At 73.7% G+C, this 23,434-nt stretch carries 17 protein-coding genes; 11 read left to right on the top strand and 6 right to left on the bottom strand.

The window, feature by feature from the left end; translation table 11 throughout:
- Positions 1-3,354, top strand: a 3,354-nt coding sequence (locus tag ABZ873_RS29500) for a pentapeptide repeat-containing protein (RefSeq protein ID WP_360878254.1), incomplete at its 5' end; no start/stop codon positions are given.
- A 13-nt stretch (positions 3,355-3,367) separates the two neighbouring features.
- Here the strand turns inward: ABZ873_RS29500 and ABZ873_RS29495 are convergent.
- On the bottom strand, positions 3,368-4,315 hold the full coding sequence (locus ABZ873_RS29495; RefSeq protein ID WP_360878251.1) for an ion transporter: 948 nt from the start codon (positions 4,313-4,315) through the stop codon (positions 3,368-3,370).
- 342 nt (positions 4,316-4,657) lie between these two features.
- Between ABZ873_RS29495 and ABZ873_RS29490 the strand changes: the two genes are divergently transcribed.
- From ABZ873_RS29490 to ABZ873_RS29450, 9 genes are all read left to right on the top strand, one after another.
- Positions 4,658-5,257: an acyltransferase gene (locus ABZ873_RS29490; RefSeq protein WP_360878248.1), complete on the top strand. Its 600-nt coding sequence runs from the start codon at positions 4,658-4,660 to the stop codon at positions 5,255-5,257.
- 288 nt (positions 5,258-5,545) lie between these two features.
- The gene (locus tag ABZ873_RS29485) at positions 5,546-6,721 is read left to right on the top strand and encodes a hypothetical protein (protein WP_360878245.1); all 1,176 of its coding nucleotides are present in this window, start codon (positions 5,546-5,548) and stop codon (positions 6,719-6,721) included.
- On the top strand, positions 6,718-7,488 hold the full coding sequence (locus ABZ873_RS29480) for a WecB/TagA/CpsF family glycosyltransferase (protein ID WP_360878242.1): 771 nt from the start codon (positions 6,718-6,720) through the stop codon (positions 7,486-7,488). The genes ABZ873_RS29485 and ABZ873_RS29480 overlap by 4 nt, the downstream gene beginning before the upstream one ends.
- On the top strand, positions 7,488-8,744 hold the full coding sequence (locus ABZ873_RS29475) for a nucleotide sugar dehydrogenase (RefSeq protein ID WP_360878239.1): 1,257 nt from the start codon (positions 7,488-7,490) through the stop codon (positions 8,742-8,744). The genes ABZ873_RS29480 and ABZ873_RS29475 overlap by 1 nt, the downstream gene beginning before the upstream one ends.
- A 4-nt stretch (positions 8,745-8,748) precedes the next feature.
- Entirely contained in the window at positions 8,749-9,882 is a 1,134-nt protein-coding gene (gene wecB, locus ABZ873_RS29470; RefSeq protein ID WP_360878236.1) for a UDP-N-acetylglucosamine 2-epimerase (non-hydrolyzing), read from the top strand.
- Between the two features lie 33 nt (positions 9,883-9,915).
- Positions 9,916-10,617, top strand: coding sequence for a chain length determinant protein (locus ABZ873_RS29465; RefSeq protein WP_360878233.1), 702 nt, complete (start codon positions 9,916-9,918; stop codon positions 10,615-10,617).
- Positions 10,614-12,080: an oligosaccharide flippase family protein gene (locus tag ABZ873_RS29460; protein WP_360878231.1), complete on the top strand. Its 1,467-nt coding sequence runs from the start codon at positions 10,614-10,616 to the stop codon at positions 12,078-12,080. The genes ABZ873_RS29465 and ABZ873_RS29460 overlap by 4 nt, the downstream gene beginning before the upstream one ends.
- Positions 12,070-13,143 (top strand): hypothetical protein, encoded by a 1,074-nt coding sequence (locus ABZ873_RS29455; RefSeq protein WP_360878228.1) that lies wholly within the window; start codon positions 12,070-12,072, stop codon positions 13,141-13,143. The genes ABZ873_RS29460 and ABZ873_RS29455 overlap by 11 nt, the downstream gene beginning before the upstream one ends.
- Positions 13,144-13,208: 65 nt before the next feature.
- A complete protein-coding gene (locus ABZ873_RS29450; protein ID WP_360878225.1) occupies positions 13,209-14,015 on the top strand; it encodes a glycosyltransferase family 2 protein in 807 nt (268 codons plus the stop codon).
- A gap of 28 nt (positions 14,016-14,043) precedes the next feature.
- Here the strand turns inward: ABZ873_RS29450 and ABZ873_RS29445 are convergent, their stop codons facing one another.
- Positions 14,044-15,045, bottom strand: a complete 1,002-nt coding sequence (locus tag ABZ873_RS29445) for a glycosyltransferase family 2 protein (RefSeq protein ID WP_360878222.1) — start codon at positions 15,043-15,045, stop codon at positions 14,044-14,046.
- Positions 14,967-17,021 carry an O-antigen ligase family protein gene (locus ABZ873_RS29440; RefSeq protein WP_360878220.1) on the bottom strand — a complete coding sequence of 685 codons (2,055 nt, stop codon included), beginning with the start codon at positions 17,019-17,021 and terminating at the stop codon, positions 14,967-14,969. Before ABZ873_RS29440 ends, ABZ873_RS29445 begins: the two co-directional genes overlap by 79 nt.
- Positions 17,022-17,101: 80 nt before the next feature.
- Between ABZ873_RS29440 and ABZ873_RS29435 the strand changes: the two genes are divergently transcribed.
- On the top strand, positions 17,102-17,866 hold the full coding sequence (locus tag ABZ873_RS29435) for a hypothetical protein (RefSeq protein WP_360878217.1): 765 nt from the start codon (positions 17,102-17,104) through the stop codon (positions 17,864-17,866).
- Here the strand turns inward: ABZ873_RS29435 and ABZ873_RS29430 are convergent.
- Genes ABZ873_RS29430 through ABZ873_RS29420 form a run of 3 tightly spaced genes read right to left on the bottom strand, consistent with a single transcriptional unit; the run spans position 17,779 to position 23,276 of the window.
- A complete protein-coding gene (locus ABZ873_RS29430; RefSeq protein ID WP_360878214.1) occupies positions 17,779-18,831 on the bottom strand; it encodes a glycosyltransferase in 1,053 nt (350 codons plus the stop codon). The genes ABZ873_RS29435 and ABZ873_RS29430 overlap by 88 nt on opposite strands.
- Positions 18,828-22,130 carry a DUF4082 domain-containing protein gene (locus ABZ873_RS29425; RefSeq protein ID WP_360878212.1) on the bottom strand — a complete coding sequence of 1,101 codons (3,303 nt, stop codon included), beginning with the start codon at positions 22,128-22,130 and terminating at the stop codon, positions 18,828-18,830. Before ABZ873_RS29425 ends, ABZ873_RS29430 begins: the two co-directional genes overlap by 4 nt.
- A gap of 30 nt (positions 22,131-22,160) precedes the next feature.
- The gene (locus ABZ873_RS29420; protein WP_360878209.1) at positions 22,161-23,276 is read right to left on the bottom strand and encodes a DegT/DnrJ/EryC1/StrS family aminotransferase; all 1,116 of its coding nucleotides are present in this window, start codon (positions 23,274-23,276) and stop codon (positions 22,161-22,163) included.
- Positions 23,277-23,434 lie beyond the last annotated feature (158 nt).

Raw genomic sequence — 23,434 nt, 5'->3', positions numbered from 1 at the left:
GGCGGCGCCGACGGGGCCGAGCCCGCCGTCCAGCTCTTCCCGGCCGTACGGCGCGGACCCGCGGGCACCCCGGCCGAGGGGCCGGGAGGCCGCCGGGGCACGCCCCTGCGGCTGCCCCGGGCCGCCTCCCTGGACGACCCGCTCGCCCTGATGCGCTCCCTGCGGCCCGTCGGCCGGCGCTCCATCGGCGGCCCGGGGGAGGACCTGGACGAGCAGCTCACCGTGGAACGCAGCATCGAGCGGATGGTGCTCACCCCCGTGCTGCGGCCCGCCGAGAGCCGCTGGCTGGATCTGGCGCTGGTGGTGGACACCCACCCCTCGATGCTGCTCTGGGCGGACCTGGTGGACGAGCTGCGCGGCGCCCTGACCCGCAGCGGTGTCTTCCGCGACGTCCGCACCTGGCAGCTCACCGGCACCGGCCCCGGCGCCACCCCGATGCTCACCCGCGGCCGGGGCGGCCCGCCGCGCAACCCGCTGGAGCTGGCCGACCCCGCGGGCCGCCGGCTGATCCTCGTCCTCTCCGACACCGTCGCGGGCGGCTGGCGCGAAGCCCCCGTCCAGGGCGTGCTGCGGCACTGGTGCGCGCACAACGCCGTGGCCGTCCTCAACGTGCTGCCCGAACGGCTCTGGACCCGCGGCGCCGTCCGCCCCGCCCCCTACACCGTCCGCGCCGACCGGCCCGCCGCCGCCACCCGCTCCTGGCAGCGCGGGCCCGCCGCCGGGACCGCCCGGGGCGGGCGCCGCCGCCGGGCCGCCGATCTCGTCCCGGTGGTGGGGACCTCCCCGGGCAGCCTGGCCCGGCTGGTGCGCGTGGTCTCCGGCGACGGCCGCTGGCGCCGCCTCGCCTGCCTGCGGCTCGACGCCCGGCCGGGGGAGGAGAGCCCGCCGCCCGGGGCCCGCCCCGAAGCGGGCGGGCGCAGCGCGCTGGAGGTGGTGGAGCGGTTCCGGGCGAGTGCCTCCCCGACCGCGCAGCAGCTCGCCGCGCACCTGGCCGCCGTACCGCTCACGCTTCCGGTCATGACCCTGGTCCGGCGCTCCCTGCTGCGCGGCTCCGAGCACGGCCACCTCGCGGAGGTCGCCCTCGGCGGACTCTTCGAGCCCTGGGGGGAGGACCGGGACCGAAGCGGGCCCGAGGACGCGGAGTTCGCCTTCCTGCCGGGCGTACGGGAGGTGCTGCTCGGCTCGCAGCTGCGCGGGGACGTGGCGGCCGTACGGGAGCTGGTGCGCCGCCGGGTCTGGGAGTACATGTCCCGCAACCGGGGCCCCGGCCCCGACTTCCCGGCGGTCCGGGTCACCGACGGGCGGGAGGGCCGCCGCCAGGTGCCGGAGGAGGAGCTTCCGTTCGCCGCGCGGCCGGCGCCGGAGATCCCCCCGGGCCCCGGGCTGCGCGACCGCGTCGTACGGGTGCGCTCCCTCGGGATGCCGGAGCAGCTGGAGGTGGGCGTCCTGCTGACGCCCCGGCTGGTCCTCACGGTCGGGGACGCCTCCCCGGCGTCGATCGGCTGGGTGCTGGCCGGGGACCCCGGGGTGGCCTGCCACGCGGTGTGGTGGGACGACGCGCTGCCCCGGGTGTACCTGCTGCTGGCCGGGGAGGACCTGGACGGCCCGGACCTCCGGCTCGACCCGCTGCCGTGGCTGACCGCCGAACTGCCGCCCGACCGGGTCCGGATCGACGGCCGCACGGACGAGGGCGTGCCCGTCGCCCTGACGGCCGAGGCGGCGCCCGCCTCGGGCGACCGCAACGGCGAGCTGGTCCGGCTCTCGGCCGAGCCGGAGCCCTGGACCCACTTCCGCGGGGGCCCGGTCTCGTACGAGGGCCGGCTGGCCGGCATCGTCCACGGGGTCTGGCCGGACCGCATGGTCTTCCTCTCGGCCCGCGCCCTGCTGGAACAGCCCGGCTTCCGGGCGGCGCTGGAGGAGCACACCCGGACCGGGGACGCCGCCCCGCCGGACGGGGCGGGCACCACCGTGTGCCTCGCGGTACGCCGGGGCGACGACGGCCGCTACCCGGCCGGGAGTTCACCGGACGACGAGGTACGGGGCCTGCTCCGGAGCCTGACACAGGCGGAAGGGATCGCGGAGCCGTGGACCGGGGGCGGGGCGGCCGAGCCCTCGTACCTGGTGCTGGAGGCCCCCGGCGCCCTCGGCGCGGTGGGCCGCCTGCTGAGCGCGCTGCCCGAGGCCGTGGACCGGTACCCGGGGGGCATGCGGCCCTCCCTGGAAGTGGGCGTGGCCGTCGGGTCCGGGCCGGAGGGCGCGGTGTCCGAGGCCGTACGGATCACCCGCCACCTCGGGATCGTCGACCGGAACCGGCGGCCGCCGGGCCCCCTCGTCCTCGGCCTGTCCCAGCCCCTGTCCGGCGAACTGCGTACCCGGCTGGGGCCGTCCACCGGACGCTCCTGCACCCTGCTCGGCCTCGAAGGCGAGGGGTGGATGTGGGCGGACGACCCCGCCGAGCTGGGGCACGCCCTGACGGAGGCCGAGGAGTGCCCGCCTCCGCGCGTCGACTGGCAGACCTGCGACCTGCACGCCACCGGGCGCGCCTCCGGGCGCTGCATCGGGATCCGGCTCCCCGGCCACCGCCGCTGCCTGGCGCATCTGGGGCCGGAGGAGCGGGAGGCGTACCTCGGGACGCTGGAGCCCGAGGCGCCGGTGGACCTGCGGGGCACCACCTTCGCCGGGGGTCTGCTCCGGCAGGTCTTCCAGGCCCTGCGGGCCGGCGGGGAGATCAGGGCGGGCCGGGCGGACTTCGGCCACGCGGTGTTCACCGACCCCTGGAACGTGGACTCGGTGTTCACCGGACCGGCCTCCTTCGACCGGGCCGTCTTCGCCGGCCGGGCGCTGTTCGACCGCGCGTCCTTCGCCGGGCCGGCCTCCTTCGCCCATGTCTCCTTCGACAGCCGCACCACCTTCGAGGTGAGCCACTTCGACGCCGCCGCCTCCTTCCGCGGCGCGTTCTTCCGGCACGCGACGGCCTTCACCTACGCCCGCTTCCGCGACGGGCTGGACCTCACGCGCGCGGTGTTCCAGGCGCCGGCCGAGCTGAACGGGATCCGCGTCACGGGCACGGCGGACCTCACCCGCGCGTATTTCCACCGCTCGCTCGCCCTGAACGGGTCCCACTTCGCCGGGGACGCGGTCTTCGCGCGCACCACCTGGGGAGGAGAGCTGCGGGCCGCCGGTGCCTCCTTCGACGGACCCGTCACCTTCGACCGGGCCCGCTTCCGCGGGGGAGTCCTCCTCGAAGGGGTGACGTTCCCGCCCCGGAGGGTGCCCTTCCAGGAGGTCGCGGGCCGCTCCTCGGTCCGCGCCCGCCCCGGCGGCACCTGGGACGTGGAGGTACGCCCCCCGTGAGGCGCCCCGGCGGTCAGGAGCCGCTGTGCGAGGACTCCAGGCGGCGTCCGGGGCGCGGGCCCGGCGGCGGGAGGGTGGCCTCGATCTCGTCCAGGGCGCGGCGGGCCGTCGCGATGCGCTCGCGGAGGTCCGGTCCGGCGGTGGCGGAGCCGATGCCCTCGGGACCCTCGGGGCGGTTCCCGGCCGGTGGCGGGCCCTCCCGACGCTTGGGGTCGCGGGCGGCCGCCTCCTCGATCTCGCGGGCCTCGTCCAGGGAGTTGAGGACCACCCCGATGAGGACGTTGACCAGCACGAACGAGGCCAGCAGCGCGTAGGAGGCGTAGTAGAGGATGCTCAGGCGGGAGATCTCCAGGCCCGCCCGCACCGCGTCCGTCAGGCCGTCCAGGGTGGTCAGCAGGAAGAGCGTGAGCATGGCGCGGCCCACCGAGCCGTAGTGTCCCGGGTCGGCCTCGGCGAAGCAGACCCAGCCGACCATCGCGTACACGTACAGCACCAGTCCGCCGACGAACAGGAAGCTGGCCGTGCCGGGCAGGCTGCGGCCGACCGCGATCAGCAGGATCCGCAGATGCGGCAGGAACCGGGCCGTACGCAGCACCCGCGCCAGCCGCAGCAGACGCAGCAGCGTGGTGTTCTCGCGGACGAACGGCACGAAGGCGGAGGCCACGACGGCGAGGTCGAAGAGGTTCCACGGATCGCGGAAGAATGCTTTCGGCCGGTCCGCGAAGGCACCGGCGCGCAGCAGCATCTCCAGGCTGAACAGGGCCAGGCAGCACTGCTCCGCGAGGTGCAGGGCCTGCTGGTAGGTGCCCGCGAGCCCGCTGTACGTCTCCGCGCCCATCAGGGCGGCGTTGAGCAGGATCAGGCAGAAGACGGCCATGCCGAAGGCGGGGGCCTCCGTGGCCGTCCGGCACCGCGCCGCCAGCTGGGTGCGGCCGCGTCGGGCCCGCCCGGGGTGTGTCATCGTGCTCCTCGCGCCGTCGTCGGCACCGCTGTTCGCGCGGCGGCCCATCCCTCCTAACGCCGCACCCGCGATCGGGTTTCACCCCGTGCGCGCCCCGATGCGCCGCCGCGTGCGCCCCCTGGGGCGCGGAGGGCGTCGGAGCACGTCGGACGGGGTCCGTCACGGGCCTGCGGGGCAGGCGCCCCGACGGGCCCGAGTGGGCTGGATGAACAGTCGGTCGATCCGTGCGTGACGCGGTCCTCCGCCCCCTATGCTCGGCGCGTACATCCGCACGACAGAGCATCTGTACGCGGGAGCATCCGTGCGCATCGCACGTCTCACGAACCGATAGGGGACCGCGCCGTGAGTGTCCGCATCCAACCCTCCTCGCAGGTCGACGAGAGCGCCGCGCTGGGCGAGGGGACCGCCGTCTGGGATCTGGCGCAGATACGCGAGGACGCCAGCCTCGGCCGCGGCTGCATCGTGGGGCGCGGGGCGTACGTGGGGCCCGGTGTCCGCATCGGGGACCACGTGAAGCTCCAGAACTACGCACTCGTGTACGAGCCGGCCGAACTGGGGGACGGTGTCTTCATCGGCCCGGCGGCCGTGCTCACCAACGACTTCTACCCGCGCTCCGTCGACCCGGACGGGCGGCTCAAGCGCGACGGCGACTGGGAGCCCGCCGGGGTCGTCGTGGCCGAGGGGGCCTCGCTCGGGGCCCGCTCGGTCTGCGTGGCCGGGGTGCGGGTGGGGCGCTGGGCCCTGGTCGCGGCCGGTGCGGTGGTCTCCCGGGACGTCCCGGACTTCGCCCTCGTGGCGGGGGTCCCGGCCCGGCGGATCGGCTGGGTCGGGCGGGCCGGCGTACGCCTCGTGGAGCGCGCGGGGGAGCCCGGCGCCTGGGAGTGCCCGCGCACCGGTGAGCTGTACGACGAGAAGGGCGACACGCTCACGGAGCGGAACTGACGGAAGGTCGGCAATTTGGGCCACCACCATTTCCTCAAAACCGCAATCAATGAACATCCGTGGGCATACCGTGTCCCTGCACACGGGATCTGAGCAGGCAACAGGCCATGTTCAGTGGGGGGTTGTGTCGGTCCGGGGCATCGCTGGGGGGATCCAGACGGCAGCCTCCGGACGGCTCGTGCCGTCGGCGCCGGGACGCCGACGGCACGCGCGCCGTCACGCGCAGTCCCCCTCCGCGGAAGGACGACCGCCAGGTCCGTCCGAGGAGAGAACAGAGGGGGGATAAGTGTGCTGGAGCCCATCACACGATTAGAGGCACTGGCCCAGGAGGACTCGGAGCTGCACGCGCTGGCGCGGCGGCTGCTGGACCTGGCCGAGGCGGGACTTCCCGCGATGTATCTGCCGGAGGCGGACACCTTCGCCTTCACCCGGGCCGGCGCGGTCGCGCCCGACGGCACCCGCCGGCTCGAACTGCGCGGGACCAGCACCCGGTACGCGGCCATCACCGCGCTGGGCGCCCGGTTCCTGCCCGAGGAACGCCAGCGCGCCCTGTTCGGCGGCCACTCCGCCCAGGAGTTCACGGGACTGCTGGTGGAACGCCTCCCCGGGGTGGGCAACCTCGGTGACGCGGCGCTGATCGCCTGGGCGGCGGCCGAGACCGGGCATCCCAAACTGTCCGACGCGCTCGACCGGGTCGCCGCCCTGGACCTGCCGGGGCACGCCCAGTACACCGTGGAAGCGGCCTGGGTGCTCTCCGCACTGGCCGCCGCGCGCCCGGTCCTGGACGTGGAGAGCCGCATCCCGGCCGCCCGCGCCCGGCTGCTGAGCGCCAGGACCGGAGGCGGCCCGGTCTTCCCGCACGCCACCGGCCCGGGTCTGGTGCCCGGCTACCGCTCCCATGTGGCCTGCTTCGCCGACCAGACCTATCCGCTCCAGGCACTGGCCCGGCTGCACGCGAGCGGCGACGACCCGGAGGCCCTGGCCGCCGCCGACGCCTGCGCCGCCCGGATCTGCGAGCTCCAGGGCGACGGCGGCCAGTGGTGGTGGCACTACGACGCCCGCGAGGGCCGTGTCATCGAGGGCTACCCGGTCTACAGCGTGCACCAGCACGCCATGGCCCCGACCGCCCTGCTGGACCTCGCCGAGGCCGGCGGCACGGACTTCGGGCAGGCCGTCCGGCGCGGCCTGCGCTGGATGACCGAGGTGCCCGAACTGGCCGGTCCCACCGGCGCCCCGCGCGAGCGGATGATCCGCGAGGACCTCGGGATCACCTGGCGCAAGGTCTACCGCGGCGACCCGAAGAAGGCCGTACGCGCCGCCCGCGGACTCACCACGAAGGTGGCCCCGCACACCCGCCTCGCCCCGCTCGACGTGGTCTTCCGCCCCCGGTCCGTGGACCGCGAGTGCCGCCCGTACGAGTTCGGCTGGCTCCTGTTCGCCTGGCTCGGGGGAGCGCAGAGATGACCCGCCACACCCTCTTCGGGGTCGCGCTCGACCCCCTCACCATGGACCAGACCGTGCAGCGCTGCCTCGACGCGGTCCGCCGCGGCGAGCAGATCGAGATCGGCATGGTCAACGCCGCCAAGCTCGTCAACATGCGCCGCGACCCCCGCCTCGCCGAGGCGGTCGCCGGCTGCGACCTGGTCCTGGCCGACGGGCAGGCCGTGGTCTGGGCCGGCCGGGTGCTCGGCGTCCGGCTGCCCGAACGCGTCGCGGGCATCGACCTGTTCATGCGGCTGCTCGCCGCCGCCGAGCAGTCGGACATCCCCGTCTACCTGCTGGGGGCGGAGCAGCGCGTCCTGGAGCTGATGCTCGCGCAGATCTCCGTACGCTTCCCCGGGCTGCAGGTCGCCGGCAGCCGGAACGGCTACTTCGGGGACCAGGAGCAGGGGCCGATCGCGGACTCCGTTGCGGACAGCGGCGCCCGCCTGCTGTTCCTGGGCATGACCTCGCCCAAGAAGGAGATCTTCACGGCCGGCTACGGCAAGCGCACCGGCGCCCACGTCGTGCACGGCGTCGGCGGCTCCTTCGACATCCTCGCCGGCATCACCAAACGAGCCCCCCTGGTCTGGCAGCGCATGGGACTCGAATGGTTCTACCGCACCCTCCAGGAACCGCGCCGCCTCGGAAAGCGCTACCTCACCACCAACGCTGCCTTCCTCCTCATGACGGTCCGCGAGCTCATCCACCGCACACCGTCTGCCGGTTCCGCGAACAGGAGTCACTGCTGATGCGCGTCGTCGTCGTGGGACAGGGATACGTCGGCCTGCCGCTGGCGATCCGGGCCGCCGAAGTCGGCCACCAAGTGATCGGGTACGACGTCGACGCGCGGCGCGTCAAAAGCCTCGCCGCCGGAGAGTCGTACGTGGAGGACGTCTCCTCCGAACGCCTCGCCCGCGCCCTGGAGCGCGGCACCTACCGCCCGACCGAACTGGCACGGGACTGCGGCGGCTTCGACGTCGCAGTCGTCACCGTCCCGACCCCGTTGCAGGACGGCGCCCCGGACCTGCGCTACATCGAGGAGTCGGCGCACACCCTGGCCCGCTTCCTGCGGCCGGGCGCGACCGTGGTCCTGGAGTCCACCACCTACCCCGGCACCACCGAGGAGCTGTTCGCCCCGATCCTGGAGGACGGCTCCGGCCTCACCGCCGGCGCCGACTTCCACCTCGGCTACAGCCCCGAGCGCATCGACCCGGGGAACACCGTCTGGGGCTTCCAGCAGACGCCCAAGGTGGTCTCCGGCGTCGACGAGGCGTCCCTCAAGGCCGTCGAGGCGTTCTACGGGCAGCTCGTCGACACCACCGTGCCCGTGCGCTCGCCCAAGGAGGCCGAGCTCGCCAAACTGCTGGAGAACACCTTCCGGCACGTGAACATCGCCCTCGTCAACGAGATCGCCATGTTCGCCCGCCACCTGGACATCGACGTGTGGCAGTCCATCGAGGCCGCCTCCAGCAAGCCCTTCGGCTTCATGAAGTTCACCCCCGGGCCGGGCGTCGGCGGGCACTGCCTGCCCATCGACCCCTCCTACCTCAACTGGCGGGTGCAGCGGGAACTCGGGCAGAACTTCCGCTTCGTCGAACTCGCCAACGACATCAACAACCACATGCCCGAGTACGTGACGCGCCGGGTCATCGACGCCCTCAACACCAAGCGCCGCTCCGTCAACGGCTCCCGCATCCTGCTCCTCGGCCTCGCCTACAAGAAGAACACCGGCGACGCCCGCGAATCGCCCGCCGTGCGCATCGCGGACCTGCTGCTCGACATGGGCGCCAAGGTGCGCGCCGTCGACCCGCACGTCGTCGAGAGCGTCAAGGTCGACGCGCGCCTGGTGCGGGTCGAGCCCACCCGCAAGGAGCTGGCGGCCGCCGACGTGGTCGTCCTGCTCACCGACCACGACTGCTTCGACTACCAGATGATCACCGAGCACGCCTCGTACGTCCTCGACACCCGCAACCGCATGACCGGACCGAAGGTGGAGGTGCTCTGAGGCCATGGCCAGGATCGTCTGCGTCGCCGGGGCACGCCCCAACTACATGAAGATCAAACCGGTGATGGACGCACTGGAGCGCCGCGGCGCCGAGGTGGTCCTCGTCCACACCGGCCAGCACTACGACGAGTCGATGAACGACGTGTTCTTCCGCGACCTCGGCATCCGGCCGCCCGACCGGTACCTGGGTGCCGGCTCGGGCAGCCACGCCGAGCAGACCGGCCGGGTGATGACCGCCTTCGAGCCGCTGCTCGACGAACTCGCACCGGACGCCGTGGTCGTCGTGGGGGACATCAACTCCACCCTCGCCTGCGCCCTGGTCACCGCCAAGGCCGGCCCGCTGCTGGCCCATGTCGAGGCAGGGCTGCGCAGCCGCGACTGGAGCATGCCCGAGGAGGTCAACCGGGTCGCCACCGACCGGCTCAGCGACCTCCTGCTGGCCCCCTCGCCCGACGCCGCCGACAACCTGCGCGCCGAGGGCTACCGGGCGGACCAGATCCACGTGGTCGGCAATGTCATGATCGACACCCTGCTGGCCAACCTGGAACGCGCCCGGAGCTCCGACGTCCTCGACCGCCACGGCCTCACCCGCGGCGGATACGGCCTGCTCACCCTGCACCGGCCGGCCAATGTGGACGACCCGGCCGTCCTGCGCGGCCTGCTCAAGGCCCTGGGCGAGATCGCCGGACGCTGCCCGCTGCTGCTGCCCGTGCACCCGCGGGCCGAGCGGCGCCTCGCCGAACTCGGCGTCCCCGAGGGCATCCGGCTCGTACCGGCCGCCGGATACCTGGACTTCATCGCACTCCAGGACGCCGCGCGGGTGGTGCTCACCGACTCCGGCGGCATCCAGGAGGAGACCACCGTCCTGGGCGTGCCCTGCGTGACCCTGCGCGAGAACACCGAGCGGCCCATCACCGTCGAGGAGGGCACCAACGTGCTCGCGGGCACCGACCCCGGTCGCGTCCTCGACACCGTCCACCGGGTCCTCGACCATCCGCCCGCCCCGCGCCGCCCCGCCCTCTGGGACGGGCGGGCCGGCGAGCGCATCGCGGCGGTCCTGCTGGACGGACCGCCCGCGGCCGCCCGGCCCCGGCCCACCGACCTGGTCCCGGCCGCCACCGGGCACCCGGTGAAGTGAACCGAACCACCGCGAACGAGGGGGAGAACGACCATGGACCTCGCCGAGATAGGGCGGGTCATGCGCAGGCGCTGGTACATACTGCTGCCCGGCCTGCTGCTGACGGCGGTACTCACCGCCGGGGTGCACCTGCTGATCCCGGTGGAGTACCAGTCGCAGAGCACCGTCACGCTGCTCAACTCGTCGAAGGCCACCGTGGCCTTCGACGGGAACCCCTTCCTCAGCACCCAGGCATCGCTCACCGGCATGGCCGACGGCCTCGCCCGCAACCTCAACTCGGACGGGGCCAAGGCCGACCTCAAGGCCCTCGGCCTCACCGGCACCCATGAGGTGAAGATCGCCGACAACGCGCAGGGGCCCTTCATGTGGCTGACCGTCACCGGCACCGACCCGGCGGCCGTCCTCACGTCCGGCGGACTCCTCTCCGGCTACGCCGAGAAGCGGCTCAAGGAGTTCCAGAGCCAGCAGTCCGTCACCCCGGAGGCCATGATCCGGATGGCGGTGATCGTTCCCCCGCAGAAACCGGAGCCGCAGACCAAGACCCGGCTCCAGTACCTGATCATGGTGGGCGCGCTCGGCTTCGTCCTGAGCCTCGTCGCCGTGTTCTACGTGGAGGCCCGCCGGCGCGGCGGGCACCCGGCGCCACCCGCACCCGGCGGCCCCGCGGCCCCCGGCGCCACGGACGAGACCATGGCGCTGCGCACCGTCTCCGCCGGCGCGGGCGGAGCGCCGTGACCGGCCCGGCCACGGACACCGAGGCCGCCCCGCAGGCCCCCTCGCTTGGCCGGAAGGTCGGCTCCGCCGCCAAGTGGAGCCTCGTCAACACCGTCGTCATGCGGCTCGGCAACTTCGCCACCGGCATCGTCCTCGCCCGCTACTTCCTCGGCCCCGAGGCGTGGGGCGTGTACGGCATCGCCCAGACCGTGCTGCTGGTCCTGCTCTCCGCGAACGAGCTCGGCGTCTCCCTCGCCCTCGTGCGCTGGGAGGGCGACCCGCGCCGCTTCGCCCCCACCGTCCTCACCCTCAGCGCCGCCTCCAGCTGCCTGCTGTACGCCGTCCTGTTCGCCGCCGCCCCGGCGGTGGCGGGGGTGCTCGGCTCGCCCGAAGCCTCCGGTGTGCTGCGGGTGATGTGCCTGTGCGTGGTCCTCGACGGGCTCTCCCAGGTCCCGGCCGGCTTCCTCACCCGGGAGTTCGCGCAGGGGCGCCGGATGGCCGTCGACGGCCTCAACTTCGTGCTGAGCACGGCCGTCACCCTGCTGCTCGCCGTCGAGGGCTGGGGAGCGATGAGCTTCGCCTGGGGCTCCGTCGTCGGCAACGTGGCCGCGCTCATCGGCTGCTGCCTCGCCGCGCCCGGCACCCTCCGCTTCGGCTGGGACCGGGAACAGGCCCGCGCCCTGCTGAGGTTCGGGCTGCCGCTCGCAGGGGCCAGCATGCTGGCCCTCGGCGTGGTCAACGTCGACACCATGGTGGTCGGCTCCACCCTGGACCCGCTAGCCCTCGGCTTCTACGTACTCGCCTTCAACATCTCCGGCTGGCCCGTCCGCATCATCTCGGAGGCGGCCCGCCGGGTCTCCTTCGCCGGGTTCTCCCGGCTGGCCGCCTCGCCCGAGGCCCTGGCCGCCGGATTCGGCCGGGCCCTCGGCGTGGTCATGGCCGGCACCGTCCCGCTCTGCGTGCTGCTCGCCGCCCTCGCCGCGCCCGTCGTGGAACTGGTCTACGGCGAACGGTGGCTGCCCGCGGCGGCCGCCCTGCCCTGGCTGATGGCGCTCGGCCTGGTCCGCATCGGCTGCGAGCTGGCCTACGACTGCCTGGTGGCCATCGGCCGCCGCAGCTCCCTCATCGGGGTCCAGGCCCTCTGGCTGCTCCTGCTGCTCCCGGCGCTCGTCGTGGGCGCCCGGGGCGGCGGCATCGTGGGCGTCGCCCAGGCCCATGTCCTGGTCGCCGCCGCCGTGGTGGTCCCGGTCTTCCTGCTCGCCCTGCACCGCGGCGGCGTCGGGCTCGCCACCGTGGCCCGGGCCTGCGCCTGGCCGCTGCTCGGCGGGCTGGCCATGGGCGCGGTACTCCTCGTACTGGAGAGCTACCTCGGGGACGGCGTGCTCGCGCTGCTCGCCACCGCGACGCTGGGCACACTGACCTATGTCCTGTGTGTCCTTCCCGCCCGCCCCCTGCTCCTCGGGCGGTCCGGCCGTGCCGCGTGACCGCCGGCGCCTCGCCGCATGGCTGCTCGCCGGGGTGGTCCTCGCCGTCGCCCTCACCCTGTACCAGGCCGACCGCACCGGCGTGAGCGATCCGCAGGCCGGGCCCTCCGCGGGCCCGGCCACCACCGCCCCCGGCACCCCGCCCACTTCCGGGGAACCGCCCTCCGTCCCGCCCCCGGCCCCCTCGGGCACGGGCGAGGCCCCGTCCTCCCCGCCCGCCCCGACCACCGCGGCGCCCACCTCCTGCACCGGCCCCGGCTCCTGCGGCTACCCCGACGCGCGGACCACCGGCCCGCGGACCGCCCTGGAGAAGCGCGACCTCGGCAACCTGTCCGTCAAGAAGGACGGCACGGTCATCAAGGGCTGGGACATCCGCGGCTCCCTCGACATCTACGCCAACGACGTCACCGTCATCGACAGCAGGATCACCTCCACCAACTGGTGGGGCATCAACCTGCGCCCCGGATTCAGCGGGCTCAAGGTGCTGCACACCACCATCACCGCCGTCCCCGGCAAGGGACCCGACAACGGCGGGGTCAACTACGCCGTCTCCAACATGGGCGGCAGCTCCATCGAGGTCGGCTGGTGCGACATCTCCGTCTTCGGCAACGCCCTCTCCATGGGCCAGGGCGACCTTCACGACAACTACGTCCACGACCTCGTCGCCTTCCGCAACCAGGGCGGCGAATGGCAGCACACCGACGCCGTCATCAGCGGCGGCGGCAACAAGGGCCGGCTCACCATCCGCCGCAACACCCTGCTGAACGGCACCCCGGTGGACAAGGGCGCCACCGCCGCCGTGGGCCTGTTCGCCGACACCGGGGTCGTCTCCTCCGTCGTCGTCGAGGACAACTGGCTGGCCGGGGGAGCGTACGCGCTCTACGGCGGCGGGCCCGGCGCCACCGGCATCCAGGTCACCGGCAATGTCTTCTCCACCCAGTACCACCCGGCGAGCGGAGCCTACGGGCCGGCCACCGCCTGGAACACGGGCGGCGCCGGGAACGTCTGGAAGGACAACCGCATGTCCGACGGCAGACCGGTCGAGCCCCCGGCCACCCCGTGACCGCCGCGGCCCCGTGATCGCCGTGACCACCGTGCCCCCGTGACCACCGAGAGGACCGACCGGACATGATGCGCCGGACCGTGCGCGCCCCCTGGCAGCTGCTCAAGCGGACCTTCGGCTGGCTCGTGCTCTTCGAAGCCCGCAACAAGCTGCTGCTCGCCCCCTCGGCGGTCCGGCTGCGCCGCTTCGAGGACACCGAGACCGCCCGGCTCGCCGCCGTCCTCGGCCGGCCCCCGGCCGCCCTGGTCGCCACCGTGATCGCCACGCACCGGCGCCCCGAGGCCCTGCGCGAGGCGGTCCGCTCGGCCCTGGCGCAGACCGTCGCGGACCAGGTGGTCATCGTCGTGGACGACGGCGCGGGCCTGCCCGAACTCCCCGCCGATCCACGCCTGTTCGCCGTCTCCCTGGCCCGGAACACGGCCACCGCCGGAGTCGTGCGCAACGTCGGCATCCGGCTGACGCGCTCGCGGTACGTGGCCTTCCTCGACGACGACAACCGCTGGGCCCCCGACCACCTGGAGCGCGCTCTCGCCGCCCTGCGCGCCCCGGGCGGCCCCGACGGCGTCTACACCGCGCTGCGCCGGGTCCTGCCCGACGGCACCGAACGGGACGTGCTCTCGGTCCCCTTCGACCGCCGCCGGGCGGCCCACGAGGCGTTCCTCGACACCAACGCCTTCGTGGCCCGGCGCACCCGCTCCCTGCATTTCAGCCGCCTGCGCCGGACCCCCGAGGTGCTGCCCCGCGAGGACTGGGAACTCGTCCGCCGCTACGCCCGCCACCACGAGGTCCGCCACCTTCCGCACCCCACGGTCCGCTACCTGGTCAACCCGGACAGCTTCTGGACCACCTGGGACACCCCGGACCGCGCGTAGAGCCTGTCCGGCGGACCCCCGCGCGACCTCACGGCCCCGGTACGGTCCGCAGGGCGTCCGGCGTGGCCAGGGCGCGGGCCGCCGCGCGGCTGGCCTCCCGGCCGAGGGCCGCGCGGGAGGTCTCGCGCAGCAGCACCGCCGCCCGGAAGGCGGCCGTCGCGGCCGGGCCGTGCCGGCGGCCGTAGAGGCGGACCCGGTTCAGCGTCAGCAGGGTCCACAGCCGGGGCGAGACCTGCGAGTCCCCGCCCAGGTGGGTGGCGGAGGCCGCCGGTTCCAGCCGGGTGAGGAAGCCCCGGTCGCGGGCCCGCAGGCAGTACTCGGTCTCCTCCGAGTAGAGGAAGAAGGACTCGTCCCACGGCCCGCACGCCTCCAAGCACTCCCGGGACAGCGCCATCAGCGCGCCCGTGGCCCAGTCCGCGACCGTCGCCCGCCCGTACGCCGAAGGCTCCGTGACCAGCTCGCTCCAGCGCGGGAAGCGCCCCGCCCGCCGGTTGCCCAGCACGGCCTCGCCGAGCGCCCGCGTCACCCGGGACTCGCGGCGCAGCGACAGCAGCAGCGTCCTCCCGTCCTCCTCGAACAGCAGCGGCACACTGATGCCGACCCGGGCCCCGCCCCCCTCGCCGGGGACGGCGCCCAGCGCGTCCACGAGGAGCCGGGCGCAGCCCCGCCGCATCCGTACGTCCGGATTGCACACCAGGGCCGCCCGGAAGCCGCCCTCCCAGCGGGCGGCCGCGCCGAGGGCGGCGTTCACCCCGGCCGCGTAGCCGGCGTTGCGCCCCGTCCGGACCACGGTCGCCTCCGGGGCCAGGGAGCGGATCAGCTCCACCGTGCCGTCGGCGGAGTCGTTGTCGGCGACGACCAGCCGCCAGTCCAGCCCGGCCATCCCGTCGGCCAGGGAGGCCAGGAACTGCGGCAGCACCGCCGCGCTGTTCCAGGTGACGACGAGGACGGCTACGGGACCGGAGCCGGTGCCGGGCCGGGGCTGGGGCTCGCGCTCGGGCTGGGGGACGGCCGGTCGGGGCGAGGGCATGCGGACTCCACTGTTCGGGGCTTCGGCGCGCCGCGCCGGATGAAGCCGAGGTAGGTGCCTCCGGCGGCGATCGTCAGGAAGAACATCCCGGCGAACATCGGGAAGCTGAGTGCGTCGAAGGTGGCGCTGACGACCAGGGCGACCACGGCGGAGGCGAAGAACGCCTGCCCCAGCTCCCGGTCGGACTCGTCGGCCGCCAGCCGGCGGATCGACCCGCCCTGGTGGATCCCGGCGAGGAACAGGGCCAGGAGTGCCACCAGCCCCACCAGGCCCATCTCGGCGAGGGTCAGCATGTACTGGTTGTCGGTGAAGAAGTACAGCTCGGGGATGAAGGTGCCGAGCCCCCGCCCGAACAGCGGCCGCTCGTCCAGATAGGGCACGATCGCGCTGTACTTGACCGTACGGGCCTGGGTGCTGCTGTCGGAGTTGGCGAGGAACGAGGCGAACAGGGCGGTGATGGTCCCGATCAGCCCCGGGATGATCACCTTGAAGCAGGCCACCGCCCCCCCGAGCACACCGATCGCGGTCCACCGCCGCTGCGGCTTCCAGCGCGGCACCATCACCAGGATCACGATCAGCGCCCCGATGATCGAGGTACGCGAGACCGTCAGCGGCAGCGCCCCGCCCATCAGCACCACCGGGGCCCAGCGCCGCCACGCCTTGAGCCGGCGCCGTACCGGGTCGAACGCCTGCTGCACGGCGAAGGGCAGCAGCAGCGCCAGCATCCCGCCGAACTCCAGCGGCTGCGCCGTCGTGGACCGGGGCCGGGTGAACGCCCCCCGGTCCAGGGTGGTGATCTGGGCGACGCTGGACTGGAGCCCGGGGATGCTGATGCTGTCGGCGATATTGGTCGCGGTGAAGAAGTCGTAGAAGCCGATGGCCGCCACCACCGAGCCCATCACCACGGCCCGCCGCATCAGTACGTCGAGCCGCGCCCGGTCCTGGATCCCGGCGGACACCAGCACCACCAGCGACACCCACACCAGCAGGGCGATCAGCCCGCGGTCGGCGCCCAGCAGCTCCTTGCGCACCGCCCCCCGGCCGGCGTTGGCGATGTACGAGGCCAGCACCGACACCGCCAGCAGCCACATCACCACCCGCGGCAGCCGGGTCCCGCCGGGCGGGCGGATCCGGCCGGTCAGCCAGGTCGCCAGGTACCAGAACAGCCCCAGCAGCGCGAACACGTTGGCCGGGGTGCCCACCCCGCCCAGACCGGGCAGGGTCAGGTTCGACGGGACGAAGAAGGCCAGCGCCAGATAGCCGGTGAGCAGCGCGGTGGCGTCCACGTGCCGCCCCCGCGACCGGCGCCGCCCCTCCCGCCGCCCGGGCCCGGCGGCCGGCTCCGTACCGGCGCGTTCGCGCCTGCGGCGGCGGGCCAGCAGGGCCGCGTCCGTCACGAAGGACAGTACGAAACCGCCCGCCGCGCCGAGGATGAGCACCCCCAGCACCTGCTGGTAGCGGCTCTTGAGCTGCGGCACCGGGGTCTGCGGCAGCACCACGGGGGCGGTCTGCACCATGTAGGCGGGCTGCACCTTGGCCGCCGCCTGGAGGGCGTTCAGCTGCTCCCCGGCGAAGGCGGTCAGGGTGTTGGTCTCCTCCAGCACCTTGCCCCGGTCGGTGCCGGTCACGGTGAGCGTCAGCAGCGGGCCCGAGGTGTTCGCGGCGAAGCCGACCGTGTAGGGGTCGGTCACGCCCAGGCTGTGCAGATCGCGCGCCGCGTCGGCCCCGGACAGGGTCCGGATCAGCACGTCGGCGGTCACGACCAGGGCGCCGCCCGCGTTGGAGATGGGGTTGCCGAAGGCGGGCGGCAGCTGGGAGGCGGCCGAGGAGTCCAGCAGCGCCACCGAGCTCTGCGACTGGTAGGCCACCGGCACCGAACGGTAGAGGTGCAGCGCCGCCAGCAGGCTGACCAGGACCAGCGGCGCCAGCACGTACCAGCGCCGGCGCAGCACCGCCCCCATTTCACGAATGCTCACGAACGCCCCTGCCGCATAACGGATTTGATGGCGGACCCACCCGGGTCCTGCAAAGATCGGACATGAAGGAAAGGAACCCTGTGTCGCCTGGTGAGTTGGTCCGCGCGTTGCGCCGGCGCTGGTACGTCCTGGTGGTGGCGGCGCTGCTCTCGGCCGCCGGGGCGGCCGCGGTCCTCAGACCTTCCCCCTCCTACCTGAGCTCCGCGATCGTGGTGCTCAAGCCGCCGGTGACCAGCACCCAGCCCAACCAGCTCGCGAACCTCCAGCCGCCGCTGGCCGCCGTCTCCTACGGGGTGGTCCAGCAGCTGGACGCGCCCGCCGGGGCCGCCGAGCTCAAGGCCGCCGGGGTCACCGGCACCTACCGGATGACACCCCGCAACAGCGGTACGAGCGTCACCCCGCGCCATCTGATCCCCTCGCTGCAGATCCAGGCGGAGCACACGGACCCCGCCGTCGCGGACGCCTCCGTACGCAAGATCATCGAGGTGTACACGGCGCACCTGAACACCCTCCAGACCCAGCAGGGCATCCCCGCCACGGCCCGGATGAGCGTGGAGCTGCTGGTCCCGCCGAACGCGGTGCCCCGCTACGGCGACCGGATCCGGGCCCTGGCGGGCACCGCCCTGCTGGCCGCCGTCGCCGGGGTCGCGGCGGCCCTGTGGACGGACCGGCTCCTGACACGCCGGAACCGGCGCCGGCGCGAGAGCGCCGGCGCCGGTCCCGGGGAGCCGCCGGGAGGACCGGTGGCACCGGGGCATCAGATGCCCCGGCGCTTCCAGGACTCCCACCACAGCCACTCCCGCCCCCGGTCGGCCACGGCCGACAGCACCAGCGGCTGGAGGTAGGGCATCGCCCGGGCGCCGATCCGCCGGCGGCGCGCCAGCGCCCGGTACTCACCGAGCCTCGTGTGGCCGCCGCCGGGCAGGCACTCGGCGGCGAACTCCACCAGCTCCTCCACCGGCACCACCGCGGTGCGCCCCCGGTCGTACGCCCGGTAGGCGCGCCGCAGCGCGTACCGGGCGAGCCGGGTGCGCGCGGCCACCGACAGCCGGTCCTGGTCGGGCAGGAGCCCGCCGCACTTGTCGAGGACCGAGGTGAAGGCGACCAGGCGCTGGCGCAGGTCGTCGAGCTGCCCACCGAACTCCGTGGTGGACATGTTGTTGCCGTGGACCCGGTAGAACGCCTGGTCGGCGCCCCGGATGTGGCCCACGTCGGCGTGCGCCGCGAGCCGCATCCACATCTCGATGTCCCCCGCGTGCGGCAGCCCGGGATCGTAGCCCCCGACCTTGCGCTGGAGGGCGGTACGGACGACCACCTCGGGGGAGGTGATGCATCCGGTGCCCTCCCGGAAGCGCCGCTCCAGCCACCACTGCCCGGGGTAGACCACCGAACCGGTGGACCGGGTGCGGGCGGCCGGCAGCGGCCCGCCGTGCTGGAAGCGCAGCGGCCTGCCGTAGGCGAACCCGGCCTGCGGGTGGGCGTCGAGCAGGGCCGCGGCGCGTACCAGGGCGCCCGGCACCAGCCGGTCGTCGGCCGAGAGCAGGGCGACGTAGTCCCCGTCGGCCCACTCCAGCAGTCCTTCGTTGTAGGTGGTGATGTGGCCCCGGTTCCGCTCGTGGACCACCACCTCGATCCGGGGGTCGGACGCGGCCAGGGCGCGCGCCACCTCCCCCGAGCCGTCGGGCGAGGCGTCGTCGACGATCAGTACCCGGACGTCGACGCCGGGCTGCTCGTCGAGGGCGCTCCGGACGCAGTCGGCCAGGAAGTGGCCGTAGTTGTAGCAGGGGATCACCACGCTGACGGTGCTCACTGGCCGGACACCTCCGTGGAAACGTCCGTGGACTGCACGGAGTTCGGCGGGGTCGTGGTGAAGACGGGGCCGACCCAGTAGTTCACGGACCCGAAGGTGTTCGACGGGAAGACCGTGGCGCTGCCGTACTTGTAGAGGCCGTTGGCGCTGCCGGGCGCATCGGCCGGGGCCACCAGCGGGTAGGAGCGGTGGGCTCCGGTGAAGTAGCCGCCGTCCACCGAGTAGTTGCCGTTCGGTGCGTGGTAGGAGGCCACATAGGTGGTGCCCGCCGTGATCGGTACGGGAGTGGCGAACTGCAGCTGCTGCCAGCCGGACAGGGTCTCGCTGCCGAAGGTGCCGGTGGCCAGCAGAGTGCCCGAGGCGGACCACAGGCTGCCGGTGTGGGTGCCGGTGTTGCCGGGGCCCTTGTAGAAGGTGACGCCGGTGATGTAGCCGTTCACCGCGGACTGGAAGCGGGTGCCCAGCTCCACCGAGTTGGCGTCGTCGCCCGCGTTGGCGGTGCTCGGGGTGGCGCCCGCGCCCCACAGGGTGCAGGGGCAGTGCACGGCCGGCGGGCTGGCGCTGGTGGTGAAGGTCCAGGTCACCGGCGCGGTCATGGCGTTGCCCCACAGGTCGGAGGCTTGTACGGACGCCGTGTACGTGGTGTTCAGGGCCAGCTCGGAGGACGGGGTGAAGGTGGCGCTGTTCGAGGCGCCGAGGACCTTGGTGCCCGGCACGGTGGCCCCGCCCGGGTCCTTCACGGTGAAGGTGAGGGTGTCGGCGTCGACGGCCGTGCTGAAGGTGGCCGTCACCGCTGCCGTGATCGGGGTGCCGGTCGCGGCGGACTGCGGCGAGGTCCCGGTGACGGTGGGCGGGGTGGTGCTGGCGGTGGCGGTGTCCAGGACGGCGTCCACCCAGTAGTTGCTGCCGGTGGACGCCTTGTTCGGGAAGCCGCCGGTGCCGCTGTAGCGGTAGACGCCGTTGCCGCCGTCGGTGCCGTTCTTGAGGGCGGTGAGCGGGGCCAGGCCCGCGTCGCCGGAGGCGAAGGTGCTGTCGAAGGAGTAGCCGCCGTTCGGGGCGAAGTAGGAGGCGATGTAGGTGGTGTTGGGCTTGACCGGTACCGGGCTGGAGAAGTTCAGCTGCTGCCAGCCGGAGGCCGTCTCGTTGGTGAAGGTGCCGGTGGCCAGGCGCTGGCCGGTGCTGCTCCACAGGCTGCCGGTGTGCGTCCCGGTGTTGGCGGGGGACTTGTAGAAGCGCACCCCGGTGATCGAGCCGGCCACCGAGGAGCGGATCTTCACCCCGAGCTCGACGGCGCTGCCGTCACCGGCGTTGACCGTGCCGGGCACCGCCGCGGCGGGCCAGACGGTGCAGGGGCACTGCTGGGGGCCGACGGTCAGCGCCACCGTGGTGGTCGCGCCGATGTTCACGCTGTCGTCGACCGCGCGCACCTTGATCTGGACGGGCCCGGGGGCGGTCGGGGTCCACTGGTAGCTCCAGGAGCCGAGGCCCGTGGTCGCCTTCCACGTGGTCCCGCCGTCCGTGGACACCTCCACGCGGGCCACGACACCGCCGCCGGTGTCGGTCGCCGTACCGGTGACGGTCACCGGCCGCAGGGCCGGCACGGTGGCGTTCGCCGCCGGGCTGGTCACCGTGATGCCGGGGCCGACGGTGTCGGTGGAGGCGGTGGCGGCGACCAGGTCGCTCTGCAGGGACCGGGGCTGCACGCCCATGTCGGCGAAGACGTTCACCGTGGCCTGCTGCATCCGCTTGTCGGCGGTGACCACGGTGTCGTCCGGGTTGGAGGTGGGCATGTTGGTCAGGCCCCAGGACCACTGCACGGTGCCCGCGCCGAACACCAGCGCGTGCGAGGTCTGGTCGCGGAAGGCCACCAGGCTGTGCGTCGCGGTGCCGTTGCCGTAGGTGTTGCCGTAGTCCTTGAGGAGCTTGCCGTCCTCGATGTCCACCGTGGTCGACGACATCTTGATCTGCCCGGCCGGCCGGCTGGCGTTCTCCACGTCGCTGTCCCACTCGTAGCCCAGCGTGCCCTGCGGGAACGTGGCGGTCTGCGAGGGGGTGAGGTTCGCGACGGAGGTGTTGCGCCACAGCCGCTGCCGGGCGAAGCTGCCCGGCACCGTGATCGCGTCGCTGCGGTAGCCGTTGACGCTGAACATCGAGCCCGTCAGCTGGTTCTGCGGCTGGAAGGGCCGGCCGTTCGTCCCGCTGGCCGGGTCCATGAAGGTGCCCGTCCAGATCCCGCTGGGGTCGGGGACGCCGTTGGGCTGCGGGAAGGACAGCTTGGTCTCCTTGTACGAGACCAGCGTCCGGTTGGCCGTGTTCTGCCCGTCGATGCTCGGGGCGAGCCGGGTCTTCCAGAAGATCTCGTTACCGCTGAAATACGTCTGGTGCTGTCCGGCGCGGCGCGCGTTCAGGGCATGGGTGAACTGCTCCTGCGTCCAGTACTCGTCGTGCCCGGAGGACATGAACACCTTGTGGTTCTGGAGCAGGCTCGCGCCGCGCACCGACATGTCGATCCCGGACATGTAGCTCACGTCGTAGCCGTTGCGCTCCAGCCACGCGATCATCTGGAACTCGGAACCGTAGATCCCGTTGTCCCCGCCGATGTCCATGGGCCGGTTGTAACTGACCTCGTACGCCCGCCCGTCGGGCGCGGGCCCGCCGCCGTCGTAGAGGTCCTGGCCGCCGTAGTTGTTGTACGCCTGCCAGGTCTGGTCGCTGGTCTGCACGACGATGTCGGAGTGGCTGGAGTCCTTGCGGACCACGAACGGATACGGCATCACGCCGTTGCCGTCCGCCTGGTCGAAGTTGGCGACGTAGAGACCGGAGACGGCGTCCGCCGGCACGCTCCACGAGGCCGTGGTGGGCCAGTTGCCGCAGTCCACCAGACCGGTGGACGCCTTGGTGGCGCAGGCGGCCGGGTGCCCGCCCGGGGCGAAGTTCGCCGGGTAGGTCTGCGCGGCCTGCGCCGCCGTCGACATCAGCCGGGCCCCGGCGCCGCCGTAGTGGCCGAGGCGGTACACCGAGACCTTGTACGGGGTCGGCGACTGCACCTTGAACTGGACCGTGTCGCCCGCCTGGACGCTCATCTGGGCCGGGAAGCCCTTGATGTCGCCATAGGCGCTGGGTGCGAACCACTCCTCCATCGGGGTGCCCGGCTTGGAGTTCTCGCAGACGATCGCGTTCGTCGTGGGACCGCAGGGATCGGCCGCGCCGGCCACCGCGGCCGGCGGGAGGACGGTGGCCAGCAGGGCCGCCGCCACGGTGAAGAGACCGTAGCGCAGCGACCTTGTCCGTTTTTTCATGGGGACCTCATCGGGTTCACGCCGTGCGGATCAGCGCAGGGCGTCGGAGAACGCTTCCACGACCCGCTGCTGCTGGGCGGCGGTGATCTGCGGGAAGAGGGGGAGGGAGAGCATGCGGTCCGCTGCCTGCTCCGCGTGCGGGAAGGCCCCGCGACCGTGACCGAGGTGGCGGAAGGCCGGAGTGAGGTGGACGGGCGCCGGATAGTGCACGCCCGCGCCGATCCCCTCCGCGTTGAGCTTGCCGACGACGGTGTCGCGGTCCGCGCCGGAGATCCGTACGACATACAGGTGCCAGACGTGCGTATTGCCCTCGGCCGTCACCGGCAGGGTGACCCGGCCGGCGGCGGCCAGGTCCGCGAGCAGGGCGTCGTAGCGGGCGGCGGCGGCGCGGCGGGCCGCGTTGCCCTCCGCCAGCCGGGCCAGCTTCGCCCGCAGCACCACGGCCTGGAGACCGTCCAGCCGGCTGTTGAAACCGGCCACGTCATGGCGGTACTTGGCCGTGCCGCCGTGGTTGGCCAGCGCCCGGACCAGCTCCGCGCGCTCCGCGTCGTCGGTCACCACCGCGCCCGCGTCCCCGTAGGCGCCGAGGTTCTTGCCCGGGTAGAAGCTGGTGGCGGCGATGGTCCCGCTGCCGGGGGAGCGCCCCGCGCGGGTCGCGCCCTGGCTCTGCGCCGCGTCCTCGACCACCTTCACGTGCGCGGGCAGCCGCTCCGCCAGCTCGGCGGCGGGCGCGCACTGCCCGTACAGGTGGACGGGGACCACGGCGCGGGTGGCCGCGCCGACCGCGTCCAGCGCGGCCCGCGGGTCGATCAGCAGGGTGTCCGGCAGGCAGTCGACGAGCACCGGCCGGGCCCCGATCCGGGCGACGGCGCCCGCGGTGGCGATGAAGGTGTTCGCGGGCAGCACCACCTCGTCGCCCACCCCCACCCCGCTGGCGCGCAGGGCCAGTTCGAGGGCGTCGGTGCCGTTGGCGACGCCCACGCAGTGCCGGACCCCGGCGAATCGGGCGTACTCCTGCTCGAAGGCGTGGACCTCCGCACCGCCGATGAACGCGGTGCTGGCCAGCACACGGTCGAATCCGGCCTGTAACTCACCGGCGACCTCGGCGTGGGCGGCCTTCAGGTCGACGAGCGGTATCTGGTTCATACGAGGGGACTCTCCATCCGTGTCTCCGGCCGCCGGCCGTCCGGGCCGGTGCCGTCTTCCGTGCCGTGCGCCGCCGCCCGGACGGGCACCGGCGCCTCCCCGGCGGGCCCGCGCGCGGCCGCCCCGCCGGATCCCCCCGCCTCGCGGGCCAGTTCGGC

Origin of the sequence: Streptomyces sp. NPDC047014 (assembly GCF_040644195.1) — a bacterium.
Taxonomy (GTDB): Bacteria; Actinomycetota; Actinomycetes; order Streptomycetales; family Streptomycetaceae; genus Streptomyces.
The sequence above is the reverse complement of the archived record's forward strand: the minus strand, read 5'-3'. Positions and strand labels throughout refer to the sequence as shown.

Coding starts and splice junctions, on each gene's coding strand:
- ABZ873_RS29495 (WP_360878251.1), bottom strand. CDS start 4,315: ATGACACACCCCGGGCGGGCCCGACGCGGCCGCACCCAGCTGGCGGCG.
- ABZ873_RS29480 (WP_360878242.1), top strand. CDS start 6,718: ATGACCCGCCACACCCTCTTCGGGGTCGCGCTCGACCCCCTCACCATG.
- ABZ873_RS29475 (WP_360878239.1), top strand. CDS start 7,488: ATGCGCGTCGTCGTCGTGGGACAGGGATACGTCGGCCTGCCGCTGGCG.
- wecB (WP_360878236.1), top strand. CDS start 8,749: ATGGCCAGGATCGTCTGCGTCGCCGGGGCACGCCCCAACTACATGAAG.
- ABZ873_RS29465 (WP_360878233.1), top strand. CDS start 9,916: ATGGACCTCGCCGAGATAGGGCGGGTCATGCGCAGGCGCTGGTACATA.
- ABZ873_RS29450 (WP_360878225.1), top strand. CDS start 13,209: ATGATGCGCCGGACCGTGCGCGCCCCCTGGCAGCTGCTCAAGCGGACC.
- ABZ873_RS29445 (WP_360878222.1), bottom strand. CDS start 15,045: ATGCCCTCGCCCCGACCGGCCGTCCCCCAGCCCGAGCGCGAGCCCCAG.
- ABZ873_RS29425 (WP_360878212.1), bottom strand. CDS start 22,130: ATGAAAAAACGGACAAGGTCGCTGCGCTACGGTCTCTTCACCGTGGCG.
- ABZ873_RS29420 (WP_360878209.1), bottom strand. CDS start 23,276: ATGAACCAGATACCGCTCGTCGACCTGAAGGCCGCCCACGCCGAGGTC.